Genomic DNA, 10,629 nt, shown 5'->3' with positions numbered 1-10,629 from the left:
CTATGCCATCGCCCATATCCGGGGCGGGTCGGACAAGGGCTGGAACTGGTTCCTGTCGGCCCGCAAGATGACCAAGAAGAACACCTTCACCGACTTCATCGCCGCCGCCGAACATTTGATCCAGCGCCGCTATGCCACCGCCGGGAACATCGTGGCCCAGGGTGGCTCGGCCGGGGGCCTGCTGATGGGGGCGGTCAACAACATGCGGCCCGACCTGTGGGCCGGGGTGATCGGCCAGGTGCCCTTCGTGGATGTGATCAATACCATGAGCGACACCAGCCTGCCGCTGACGCCGCCGGAATGGCCGGAGTGGGGCAATCCGATCGAGGACGCCGCGGCCTACGACTATATGCTGAGCTACAGCCCCTATGATCAGGTCGAGCCCAAGGCCTATCCGGCCGTCCTGGCCACCGGCGGCCTGTCCGATCCCCGCGTCACCTACTGGGAACCCGAAAAATGGGTCGCCAAGCTGCGTCCCGCGACCACCTCGGGCAAGCCCATCCTGCTGAAGATCAATATGGAGGCCGGGCACGGTGGGGCCTCGGGTCGTTTCGACTTCCTGAAGGAAGTCGCCCACGACTACGCCTTCGCCATCTGGGCCATCGACAAGGGGTGGGAGACGGCCTGATACATACTAAGGCGGTGAAATAGACGTCTCAGCGCTGAGGCACCGGGTCCAAGGTCCAGATATGGGGTCCGGGCCCGGTGGCCTGGATCGGAAGGAACGGCTTCGTTTCCTGTCCCGGGGCACAGGTGGTGCCATCGACCCTGATGCTGAAGATCGTGGGCCAGACAACGCACAGGCTGTGCGTGCCTTGCCAGCTCACATTCGAACCATCGAAGGTTTCGGCATAGGCATAGAAGGTCAGGTTCGGGGTAGAGGCCATGGTGCGACATTCGCCCGGCTCCAGAATGACCCAGCCGCGCGTCCAGAAGCGGTTGTCGCTCGGCTCGACGTAGGACACAGCCGCTCCGGCACGCAGCGCGCTCCTGTTGCAGTAAACGATGTCGGTCAGCGCGCTCTGAGCCACGCGCGATGGAGACGAAGCGTCGGCATGATCCGCATAGGCAGCCGTCCCCAGCGAGATCGTGCTGACCGAAGCGGCGGCGTGGACGATGGACAAGAATCTGGGAGCCATAACGTCGAAGTTACCGGCTCAGGGCCTGCAACTCACCTGACGAAGCCTGACCGCAAAGTCGAAGGCCGATGGCTGGGGAACTAGGACTCGAACCTAGAACGACGGTACCAAAAACCGCTGTGTTACCATTACACCATTCCCCAGCAGGTCCGGCGTTTCCGGGGCCGAACCGCCGGAAGGCGTGCGAGATACGACAAGGGACGACGCGATGCAAGGACCGGTTTTCAGACTATTTTCAAAGCCGTCGTTTCGCCGCTTGCGAGGGCTCGACCCCGCCGTTATACACCGCCTCCTTAAGTCGGAGTGTGGCTCAGCCTGGTAGAGCACTGCCTTCGGGAGGCAGGGGTCGGAGGTTCGAATCCTCTCACTCCGACCATTTTTGTGGCGCTAACGCTTGCCCCTCGGGGGCTCGCTGCTTGAGCGCCTAAGCATCTCTGTTTTTTTAGTCCCGCGCCTTGGCCGCGACCTCGTTCAGATGCGTGCCGACGGCCTCGATGGTGCGCTGACCCAGAGCCTTGCGGTGCGACAGCAGTTCGGGCGAGCCCGCGTCATAGTCGGCCATCAGGCGATCGACGAAGGCTCCGGAACGGACCTCGGCCAGAACGTCGTCCATGGCGGCGCGCGAAGGCTCACCGATGATGCGCGGGCCGGTCAGATAGGCCCCGTATTCCGCCGTGTTCGAGATACGGGCGAAGGCCCCGGCGATGCCGCGTTCGTACATCAGGTCAGTCACCAGTTTCAGTTCGTAGAAGGTTTCGAACCAGGCGACCTCGGGCGGATAGCCGGCCTCGACCAGCTTCATGAAGGCCGCATCGACCAGCTCGGCGGTCCCGCCGCACAGGACGACCTGTTCGCCGAACAGATCGCTCTCGCATTCGGCGGCGAAGGTTGTCTCCAGTATGCCCTTGCGGCCACAGCCCAGCGCCTCCGCATAGGACAGGCCGAGCGCATGCGCCCCACCGCTGAAATCCTGATGCACGCCGAACAGGCAGAAGACGCCCTGGCCTTCCTCGTACAGATCGCGGATGCGCGGCCCGATTCCCTTGGGCGAGGCCAGGATGACGTCCAGATCGGCACGCGGCCGGACCAGGCCGAACCTCACCGACAGGCCGTGGGCAAAGATCAGGGCGGAACCGGTGCGGATGTTCGGTTCGATCTCGTCGGTCCAGAGATCGCGGTGCGCCTCGTCCGACACCATCACGGCCACGACTTCGGCCCCGGCCGTCGCTTCACCCGCGGTCATGACGGCGAAGCCGTCGGCCTCGGCCTTCGCGCGTGTCGCCGAGGTCGCCTTCAGCCCGATGACGATGTCGGTGACGCCCGAGTCGCGCAGGTTCAGCGCATGCGTCCGGCCCTGGCTGCCATAGCCGATGATGGCGACGCGCTTGCCACGAATGATCGACAAGTCGCAGTTGCGGTCGTGGAATACGGGCAAAGGAGCCGCTAGGGTCTGGGTCATGAGCACACAGATAGCGATTTCGGACGTCGTCGGCTTCTGGAAAGAGGCCGGCCCCAAAAAGTGGTTCGCCAAGGACGACGCCTTCGATGCCGACTTCCGCAGGCGCTTCCATGACGCCCATGTCGCGGCGGCGCGGCGCGAGCTGGATCACTGGATGGAGACGCCGGAGGGGGCGCTGGCCCTGATGATCCTGCTGGATCAGTTCCCCCGGAACAGCTTTCGCGGCACGGCGCACCAGTTCGCCACAGACCCCCTGGCCCTGATGTTCGCCAATCAGGCGGTCGAGCGCGGGCACCATCTGGCGTTCGAACCTGAACTGAGAAACTTCGTCATCCTGCCTTTCGAGCATTCCGAGCGGCTGGAGGATCAGGACCGCTATCTGGCCCTGGCGGACGGCGACGAAGAGCTGATGAAATGGGGCAAAGTCCACCGCGACATCATCGTTCGCTTCGGACGGTTCCCGCACCGCAACGCCATGCTGGGCCGCGAAACGACATCCGAAGAGCAGGCGTTTCTGGATGAGGGCGGGTTCGGCGGTTAGGCGGGCCGCCCGCGGCGCTTCAGCGCTTCAGCAGGCGATCCCTCGCGGCATTGAGCCGGGACGCCAGCCCTTCCGTGCCGCCCTGATCCGGGTGGGCGCGTGCCATCTGGCGTTTCCACGCTGCATTGATCTGGGTCGGCGTCGCATCAGCTCCGACACCCAGGATCGAGCGCGCATCGGCATCCGTCAGGCCGTCGCCACGCGGTGGCAGAGGCCGATGGCGCGAGGCGAAGGTCAGCCATAGTCCCGCGCCGATCAGGCCGACAGCGGGCAGCCAGGCGCTGCGAAAGGCCAGCAGGACGCCACAGCCGATCATGACCGCCGCGAACAGCGTCGCCGCGACCCGCCAGTGGGCCCGTCCGCGACGGCCCGAATCACGCTCGGTCTGACGACCCAACCGGATCAGGGCCCAGACCGCGATGGCGGCGAGGGCCAGCCAGGCCAGATTCATGCCTGCACTTCGATCACGCCGCCGCGTCGAGCGGGGTCGACAGGGAGGCGTCTTCCAGACCCAGGGCCTGCATCAGACTGCGCATCTCCTGACGCGCCGCGACATGGGCCAGCGATACGGCGACGGGGCGAATATCGTTGTTCAGGTCCGCCACGGTCAGGCCGAACGGGAACAGTTCGCGATAGATGACACGGTCGCGCAGACCGGGCCCCATGCGGAAACCGACGCGCTTGGACAGCTTCTGCATCCGCTCTTCCAGACGACGCCGGTTGCGGGCCTCGGCCACGGCCAGGCGGTTAGCGACCACGATCCAGTCGATGGTGGCGTTGCGACCGCGCGTGATCGCCCGCTGTTTGCGCGCCTCCCAGACGCTCTCGGAATAGATGGACGGCTTGATCAGGTCCATCGTCCCAGGATCGACCTGACCCAACAGGTCGAAGTCGACGAAACTGTCGTTCATCGGTGTGACGATCTGGTCGGCCAGGCCGTGGGCCAGCCGCGACAGGACGGTGTCCCCGCCGGGCGTGTCGATCAGGATGACGTCGGCGTTGGCCTGCGCCTCGGCGAAGGCGGCCTGGAACGTCGCCGTCTGCTCGGCCTCGCCCGCGCGGGCCAGCGCCTTGCCGTCGCCCAGATCGGGCTCCGTCGGCATCGGCAGGGGCTGCTGGTTGGCGGCGGACCAGGCGGCGCGATTGGCGAAGAAGTGCGACAGCGACCGCTGACGCAGGTCCAGATCCATGATGGCCACCCGCTTGCCCGCATGCAGCAGGCCGGTGACGATATGGATGGCCAGGGTGGACTTGCCGGCCCCGCCCTTTTCATTGCCGACGACGATGACTGTGGGATCCGACATGGATGCGCTTGCCTTCATGCGACCGCCGACTCACGCGCGCGGTCAATGACGGACAAAGTCGCGCTGGGCGCAGCGGACGTCAACGAGACCTTAACGGCATAACTGTGGATGCCCGCGACAAGCCGGGTCTAAGTGGCGCGATGGCACCAGGGGTCGTCGATCCCCGCGGCCGCACAGACAGCGGGTGCCCCGGCAGGCGGGGTCTGGACCTTGAGCCGCACCAGACGACGGCCGTTCACTTCCACGGCCTCGTAAACCGGCGTCAGCCCCTCCAGCGCCCAGGCGGCGCTGCCGGATTTCAAGCGGACCCAGGCGGCTCTGGCCGCTTCCTCGCTGGCATAGGCGCCCAGCTGGACCAGTCCGGACGAGGGTCGCATGACCGTTGCCAGCGGCACATCCTGCGCGTGGATCGCTGGGCGCAGAGCGATGCCATCGGCGGTGTCTTCAGCCTGCCGCACGACCGCACGCGACACGACCGGCTTGACGCTGTCGGCCACCCCATCGACGACGGCGTCGGTCGCCGAGACGATGCCGTCCCGCGCATCCCAGAAGTCGTGCACATCCATGACATCGACCTGGAGCGCGGGTCGCAGGCCGCCCTCCGCCTGCGCCTTCACCGACTGAACCTTCGGCTGAACCTGACCATCCAGCGGAATGTCGGCTACCTGCTGGGCCACCGTCTCGAAACGGTGCGGGTCCTCGACGGCGCCGCAGGCCCCAACTCCTGCAACGGCGAGCAGGACCAGCACTGGACGGACGCAAGCGACGAAGGTCATAAGGCACACCCTGCCACAGCGATTTTGAAAGCGGGTTAATGGACCAGCCGCCCCACCCTGCCCTGCCGCTCGTCACAACGGTCGCCGATCTGCGTCAGACCGTCGGGGCTTGGAAGAGACAGGGCCTGACCGTCGGCTTCGTCCCGACCATGGGGGCGCTGCACGAAGGCCATCTGACCTTGGTGCGCGAAGCCGGTCAGCAGGCCGACCGCGTGGTGGCCAGTGTCTTCGTCAATCCGACCCAGTTCGCGGCGCATGAGGACCTGGGTTCGTACCCGCGTCAGGAAGCGCGCGACGCGGAACTGCTGGCCGGCGCCGGATGCCACCTGATGTTCGCGCCAACAACGGACGAGATGTATCCCGAGGGATTCTCGACCGGCGTCAGTGTGGGTGGGCCTGCCGAGGGGCTGGAGACCAACTTCCGGCCTCACTTCTTCGGCGGCGTCGCCGTGGTGGTGGCCAAGCTGTTGAACCAGGTCCAGGCCGATGTCGCCGTGTTCGGCGAGAAGGACTACCAGCAGCTGATGGTCGTGCGGCGCATGGTGCGCGACCTCGACATCCCCACTCGCATCGTCGGCGCCCCGACCCAGCGCGACGGCTATGGCCTGGCCCTGTCATCGCGCAATGCCTACCTTTCCGCTGACGAAATCGAGGTGGCCCGACGACTGAACGGCATTCTTGCCCTGGCCGCAGCCGATGCGACCGCGGGCGGTTCGGTCGCAGAGATTGAAGCTGAGGCGACAAAGTCGCTGCTGACGGCCGGCTTTACCAAGGTGGACTATGTCGCCATCCGCCAGGCCGACAGTCTGGCGACCTTCGACGATGATCGGGTCGATCGACCGGGGCGCATCCTCGCCGCCGCCTGGCTGGGCAAGACCCGGCTGATCGACAACATGGCGGTTCCGGCGGGCTGAACCGCGGGCGTCAGGCCAGGTTGAGAGACATCGCCCCGCCCACCCATTCCACCCGCGACCGACGCCGCGCGTCATCCGCTGCCGCCTCATTTCCCAGCGCTGCCTCGGCCTGGGCCAGGACGAAATAGCTGTAGGGGTCGCTGGGCCAGTCTTCCAGCAGCTCCAGGACCTTCGCCCGCGCGGCGGCGGCGTCGCCTTTCGCCAGCAGGGCCGCGGCCAGGCTGCGGCGGATCGGGTACCAGATGATGGGCGGGTCCCCGCCCTCTTCGCCCATGCCCTGGATCTCGGCAGCGCGAGCGAACGCGGTGACAGCGGCATCGGCATCACCCGACAGCATGGCCGCGCGGCCCTCCAGGATGCGCTGGCTGATCTCGACGAACCCGGCCCGCATCTCGACCATGGGCCCGGTCGCAAAGGACGGGTGGTCACGCAGGGCGGCGATGGCTTCAGCCTCGGCACGGACGGCCGCGGCATCACCAGCCCGCGCAGCAGCCTCGCCACGCGCATAGTGCCAGCTGATCTGCATCATCGGCAGGCTGTCGGCCGGCTTCTTCAGGGCCGCGACCTGCTCGGCCGAACCGTAGCGGCCATACAGGGCATAGGCATTGTTCGACATGGCCTGGCGCCACAGATTGTCGGGCGACACCTCCGGATAGGTGGTCAGGAATCCTTCGGCCAGCCTCAGCCCCTCCTCGGCCCCGCCGGCCATCAGCGCCCCGCCCATGCCGAAATGCAGGTTGTGCCCATGCAGCGGCATGCCGACGACCCCGCCCGGAGGTGCCGCCAGCGTATTGTATCGCTTGTCCAGCGCCACGGCGTTGACGTTGGACATCATGGCGTCCTTGTAGCGCCCCACGCGATAGAAGGTGTGCGACGGCATGTGCACCAGATGACTGGCCGACGGGGCCAGACGCGCCAGCCGCTCGCCATAGGGAATAGCCTTGTGCGGGTCGTCCGACCACTCGGTCAGGTGGATATACAGGTGGATGGTACCGGGATCGTCCGGGGCCTTGGCCAGCGAGGTCTCCAGAATGTTCATGGCGCGGGTGATGGCCGGATCGGCGGCCTTGCCGTCGTCATCCCACCACTCGTCGGCCTTCAGCATCCAGGCATCGGCGGTCAGTGCGGCAAGGGTCACATCGCCAGGGTTACGCTGTGCAATCCGGTCCATGCGGGTGGCATAGCGTTCGGCACGCGTGGCCTCGCGCCCCGAATAGCGCTGGATCAGGGCGTCGATCATCTGGCGCTGCATCGGCGTGGCACGGCGGCCCAGACGACGGGCGTCGCGCGCGGCCTTCAGCGCCGTGGCCTGGCTGTCGGGATCGTTGCCGCCGCCGTTCAGATTGGGCCCCAGCGCCCAGGCCTCGCCCCAGGCGCACATGGCACAGCTCGGGTCCAGCAGCCGGGCCTTGCGAAAGGCCCGGACCGATTCCGAATGCTCGAAGGCCCAGCGCAGCCGGACGCCGTGGTTGAACCAGGCCTGGGCCTCCGGATTGGTCGTATCGATCAAAAAGCCGCCGTTTCCGAAGCCTTCGACCATCACCATGTCGGCCACGGGCGTGCCGCTATTGGCCGTGCCCGCGCGTCCACAGACCTGCGGATTCTCGATCAGCTCCCGCGCCGCCCGGTCTGCCGTCGCATCAGCCACGGCCGCGGGCGCGCAAAGGACGCTGCCCAAACAGACGCCCGCCAGAAGTATGGTCCGCATGATTGCGTCTCCCCTGCCCTGACGCATCATGGACCGGGAGAGGCCTTAGGCCAAGATCACCCGCAATCGACCGACTTGATGATGCCCGTCGCCTGGTCGAAGCGCACGTTCAGCCGATCGGGCCGCAGGTCACGGGTCGTCGGACAGGTCGTGCAGACGATGCGCACATTGGCGTCCGGCGCGAATGTCACCACGCCGACATGCGTGCCCACCAGTGACTGGGCGTCAGCGGCGTCACACCGCTGCGGGCCATTCGCGCCCGGCACGGCAGGCGCCGAGGCCTCCATCGGTGCGCATGCCGTAGCGCCCAGCGACGCAATGGCAGCCATTGCCAGCGTCCTCATCCGCATTTGACGTCCCGGATCACGCCGGTCGCTTCTTCATAGACGATGTTCAGACGCGTCGGGTTGTAGTCCATCGTCACCGGGCATGTGGTGCAGGTCACGCGCCAGGTCTCGCTGGCCGGCTTGGCGGGCAGTTCGGAGCGGTTGCGTCCCACGAACCGCTGATACTGGTCGGCCTTGCACTGGGTCGGGCCATCGGCGGGCGGCATGGGTGTGGTGGTATCTTCAATCGGCGCACAGGCGGCGGCCATCAGGCCGGTGGCGGCGAGAACGACAGTCAGGGTCTTCATCGGCTTGGTCTCCCTAGGGTTCAGGCTTATCCGCAACGGACCTGTTCGACGATCTCGGTGCGTTCGTTGAAGAAGATGTTCAGGCGATAGGGGGAATAATCCTCGGTGATCGCGCAGGTCGTGCAGGCGACCCGGCGATTGACGACCTGAACCGGCACGGGAATTTCGGTCTTCGGCTTGCCGACCAGCCATTGCAGTTCGCCAGCCTTGCACAGATCGGCTGTCGGGTCCTGCGGCACGCGGCTGCCGACCGGCTGATTCAGCTGGGCCTCTTCGATGGTGCGCGGTGCCACGGCATCCGACGCGGGCGTGGAGCAGGCGGCCAGAACGGCCAAGGCAATCAGGCTGCCTTTTCCCAGCGCCCCTCGGGCGACTGTTTCCAGTAAGCCAGATTGGCTCCGACATCCTTCAACGTCTTCCAGCGTACGCGTGCGCCGGTCAGCGCCGTCTCGTCCCGTCCGTCGAAGATGATGAAGCATCGCTGGAACCCCTCCGTTGCGCCCATGTCTGAGCCGTCCACGATGAACAGCGCCTGAGCGCCGTTTGGGTTCTCCGACGATTCGGTCAGCAGTATGGGCTGACGCGCCGCCTCGGCCTGGTCCGCACGCCCGTGGGCCAGAAAACTGTCGTCCCGATAAGTCCACAGCCGGGCGTCGAGGTCTTCCAGCAGCCGCGCATCCGACGACCGGACCAGCGCCCGCCAGCCGCGCTCGCGCGTCTTCTCCAGCAGGCCGGGCAGCACCTCGTCCAGCGAGGATCGCTCCAGATGATAGAACCAGAACTCAGGTCCAGCACTCACGTCCTTCCCCCCATGCGGGGGAAGGTGGCTCGCGGAGCGAGACGGATGGGGGGTGTGTTGACCTGTAAAAGTAGCATGAGCACGGATCGCATCCAGGACGGCGTTCGGCTGCCCGAGAATGACGGCGTTTGGAAAACGCAGGACGGCAAAACCGTTGCCTCGAAGCCAGTCGTCTCGGAGCTGGTCTTCCGCTTCACGTAAGACATGAACCCCGCCATCTGCCTCGATGACCAACTTGTAGGCCGGACAACAGACGTCCGCGACATAGGGCCCGATCGGCATCTGGCGTCGGAATCGCAGACCCGACACCTGGCGGTCTCGAACGAGCGCCCACAACGCCTTTTCAGCGGTTGTCGGCGTCTTTCGCTGGCGGCGCGCCGCTGCGTAGGCCCGGTCATGATGAACAGCCATGAACGGCAGGCTAATCGTTCAGACCGGGAAGCACACCCCCCATCCGACCGGCTCCGCCGGCCACCTTCCCCCGCAAGGGGGGAAGGCTCAGTGGGCCTCATACGAATCTGCCACCATGCGGTCCAGGGTGCGCACACCCCAGCCGACAGCACCGTCGGGAACGGTCGGATTGCGGCTGTCCTTGACCCAGGCCACCGGCGCGATGTCGATGTGCGCCCACGGCGTGCCATTGGTGAAGCGCTGCAGGAACAGGGCCGCGGTGATAGAGCCACCGGCGCGCCCGTTGCCGGTGTTCTTCACATCGGCAATGGGGGTGTCGATGTGGCGCTCGTAGAAGCTCGGGATCGGCATGCGCCAGGCGTTCTCGCCAACTTTCGGCGCGGCGGCCAGGAAGTTGTCGGCCAGTTCGTCGGAGTTCGAAAACACCCCGGCGTACTCCAGCCCTAGGGCGACGATCATGGCTCCTGTCAGGGTGGCCAGATCCAGCATGAATTTCGGCTTGAAGCGCTCCTGCGTATACCAGAGGCAGTCGGCCAGCACGAGGCGACCCTCGGCGTCGGTATTCAACACCTCGACGGTCTGACCCGACAGCGATTCCACGACGTCGCCCGGACGCTGGGCGTTGCCGTCCGGCATGTTTTCAACCAGGCCGATGACGCCCACGGCATTGACCTTGGCCTTGCGACCGGCCAACGCATGCATCAGGCCTGTCACGGCGGCCGAACCGCCCATGTCCCACTTCATCTCTTCCATGCCGTCGGCGGGCTTCAGGCTGATGCCGCCGGTGTCGAAGGTGACGCCCTTGCCGACGAAGGCGATGGGCTGATCGCCCTTGGTGCCGCCGTTCCATTTCATGATGGCGACCTGGCTTTCGCGGCGGCTGCCCTGACCGACGGCCAGCAGTGTGCGGAAGCCCAGTTTCTCGAGCTCCTTCTCGCCCAGGA

14 protein-coding genes, 2 tRNA genes and 1 pseudogene are annotated in these 10,629 nt (G+C 66.1%); 4 read left to right on the top strand and 13 right to left on the bottom strand.

The genetic code is table 11. From position 1 onward, the window contains the following. The coding region (locus JHC81_RS12040) for a prolyl oligopeptidase family serine peptidase (RefSeq protein WP_292175020.1) at positions 1 to 628 on the top strand (628 nt) is incomplete at its 5' end. Positions 629 to 656: 28 nt separating this feature from the next. Here JHC81_RS12040 and JHC81_RS12035 read toward each other — a convergent pair. Both JHC81_RS12035 and JHC81_RS12030 read right to left on the bottom strand, forming a co-directional pair. Then, on the bottom strand, positions 657 to 1,124 hold the full coding sequence (locus JHC81_RS12035; protein ID WP_292175017.1) for a DUF1036 domain-containing protein: 468 nt from the start codon (positions 1,122 to 1,124) through the stop codon (positions 657 to 659). A gap of 84 nt (positions 1,125 to 1,208) precedes the next feature. Beyond that, positions 1,209 to 1,282, bottom strand: a tRNA-Gln gene (locus tag JHC81_RS12030). 156 nt (positions 1,283 to 1,438) lie between these two features. Between JHC81_RS12030 and JHC81_RS12025 the strand changes: the two genes are divergently transcribed. Next, positions 1,439 to 1,515: transfer RNA gene (locus tag JHC81_RS12025), tRNA-Pro, on the top strand. A gap of 66 nt (positions 1,516 to 1,581) precedes the next feature. Here JHC81_RS12025 and ilvC read toward each other — a convergent pair. Then, on the bottom strand, positions 1,582 to 2,598 hold the full coding sequence (ilvC, locus tag JHC81_RS12020) for a ketol-acid reductoisomerase (protein WP_292175016.1): 1,017 nt from the start codon (positions 2,596 to 2,598) through the stop codon (positions 1,582 to 1,584). Here ilvC and JHC81_RS12015 point away from each other — a divergent pair. Further along, entirely contained in the window at positions 2,597 to 3,139 is a 543-nt protein-coding gene (locus tag JHC81_RS12015) for a DUF924 family protein (protein WP_292175015.1), read from the top strand. The two genes, ilvC and JHC81_RS12015, sit on opposite strands and share 2 nt — an antisense overlap. Before the next feature lie 19 nt (positions 3,140 to 3,158). Here the strand turns inward: JHC81_RS12015 and JHC81_RS12010 are convergent, their stop codons facing one another. The 3 genes from JHC81_RS12010 to JHC81_RS12000 all read right to left on the bottom strand — a co-directional run bounded on the left by JHC81_RS12010 (position 3,159) and on the right by JHC81_RS12000 (position 5,219). Further along, on the bottom strand, positions 3,159 to 3,590 hold the full coding sequence (locus JHC81_RS12010) for a molecular chaperone DnaJ (RefSeq protein ID WP_292175013.1): 432 nt from the start codon (positions 3,588 to 3,590) through the stop codon (positions 3,159 to 3,161). A gap of 13 nt (positions 3,591 to 3,603) precedes the next feature. Then, complete coding sequence (locus tag JHC81_RS12005; RefSeq protein ID WP_292175011.1) at positions 3,604 to 4,443, bottom strand: division plane positioning ATPase MipZ; 840 nt, start codon at positions 4,441 to 4,443, stop codon at positions 3,604 to 3,606. Between the two features lie 128 nt (positions 4,444 to 4,571). Further along, positions 4,572 to 5,219 (bottom strand): hypothetical protein, encoded by a 648-nt coding sequence (locus tag JHC81_RS12000; RefSeq protein WP_292175010.1) that lies wholly within the window; start codon positions 5,217 to 5,219, stop codon positions 4,572 to 4,574. Positions 5,220 to 5,257: 38 nt separating this feature from the next. On the opposite strand from JHC81_RS12000, the gene panC reads away from it, so the two are divergent. Continuing rightward, a complete protein-coding gene (gene panC, locus JHC81_RS11995; protein WP_292175008.1) occupies positions 5,258 to 6,133 on the top strand; it encodes a pantoate--beta-alanine ligase in 876 nt (291 codons plus the stop codon). A gap of 10 nt (positions 6,134 to 6,143) precedes the next feature. Here panC and JHC81_RS11990 read toward each other — a convergent pair whose 3' ends face one another. From JHC81_RS11990 to JHC81_RS11960, 7 genes and pseudogenes are all read right to left on the bottom strand, one after another. Continuing rightward, a complete protein-coding gene (locus tag JHC81_RS11990; RefSeq protein ID WP_292175007.1) occupies positions 6,144 to 7,841 on the bottom strand; it encodes a hypothetical protein in 1,698 nt (565 codons plus the stop codon). 56 nt (positions 7,842 to 7,897) lie between these two features. Beyond that, a complete protein-coding gene (locus JHC81_RS11985; RefSeq protein WP_292175006.1) occupies positions 7,898 to 8,170 on the bottom strand; it encodes a hypothetical protein in 273 nt (90 codons plus the stop codon). Positions 8,171 to 8,181: 11 nt separating this feature from the next. After that, positions 8,182 to 8,475 carry an I78 family peptidase inhibitor gene (locus JHC81_RS11980; RefSeq protein WP_292175005.1) on the bottom strand — a complete coding sequence of 98 codons (294 nt, stop codon included), beginning with the start codon at positions 8,473 to 8,475 and terminating at the stop codon, positions 8,182 to 8,184. 26 nt (positions 8,476 to 8,501) lie between these two features. Then, positions 8,502 to 8,810 (bottom strand): hypothetical protein, encoded by a 309-nt coding sequence (locus JHC81_RS11975; RefSeq protein ID WP_292175004.1) that lies wholly within the window; start codon positions 8,808 to 8,810, stop codon positions 8,502 to 8,504. Positions 8,811 to 8,815: 5 nt separating this feature from the next. Further along, a complete protein-coding gene (locus tag JHC81_RS11970; RefSeq protein WP_292175024.1) occupies positions 8,816 to 9,274 on the bottom strand; it encodes a DNA polymerase III subunit chi in 459 nt (152 codons plus the stop codon). 90 nt (positions 9,275 to 9,364) lie between these two features. Beyond that, positions 9,365 to 9,685 (bottom strand): annotated as a pseudogene (locus JHC81_RS11965) (endonuclease domain-containing protein); the annotation flags it as partial. 87 nt (positions 9,686 to 9,772) lie between these two features. Continuing rightward, the coding region (locus tag JHC81_RS11960; protein ID WP_292175003.1) for a leucyl aminopeptidase at positions 9,773 to 10,629 on the bottom strand (857 nt) is incomplete at its 5' end.

The organism is Brevundimonas sp. (assembly GCF_016463295.1).
Classification (GTDB): Bacteria; Pseudomonadota; Alphaproteobacteria; order Caulobacterales; family Caulobacteraceae; genus Brevundimonas.
Note: the sequence above shows the minus strand (reverse complement) of the source record. Positions and strands in the feature narration are given on the sequence as shown.

Coding starts and splice junctions, on each gene's coding strand:
- JHC81_RS11990 (WP_292175007.1), bottom strand. CDS start 7,841: ATGCGGACCATACTTCTGGCGGGCGTCTGTTTGGGCAGCGTCCTTTGC.
- JHC81_RS12005 (WP_292175011.1), bottom strand. CDS start 4,443: ATGTCGGATCCCACAGTCATCGTCGTCGGCAATGAAAAGGGCGGGGCC.
- JHC81_RS11980 (WP_292175005.1), bottom strand. CDS start 8,475: ATGAAGACCCTGACTGTCGTTCTCGCCGCCACCGGCCTGATGGCCGCC.
- JHC81_RS12015 (WP_292175015.1), top strand. CDS start 2,597: ATGAGCACACAGATAGCGATTTCGGACGTCGTCGGCTTCTGGAAAGAG.
- panC (WP_292175008.1), top strand. CDS start 5,258: ATGGACCAGCCGCCCCACCCTGCCCTGCCGCTCGTCACAACGGTCGCC.
- JHC81_RS12010 (WP_292175013.1), bottom strand. CDS start 3,590: ATGAATCTGGCCTGGCTGGCCCTCGCCGCCATCGCGGTCTGGGCCCTG.
- ilvC (WP_292175016.1), bottom strand. CDS start 2,598: ATGACCCAGACCCTAGCGGCTCCTTTGCCCGTATTCCACGACCGCAAC.
- JHC81_RS12000 (WP_292175010.1), bottom strand. CDS start 5,219: ATGACCTTCGTCGCTTGCGTCCGTCCAGTGCTGGTCCTGCTCGCCGTT.
- JHC81_RS11985 (WP_292175006.1), bottom strand. CDS start 8,170: ATGGCTGCCATTGCGTCGCTGGGCGCTACGGCATGCGCACCGATGGAG.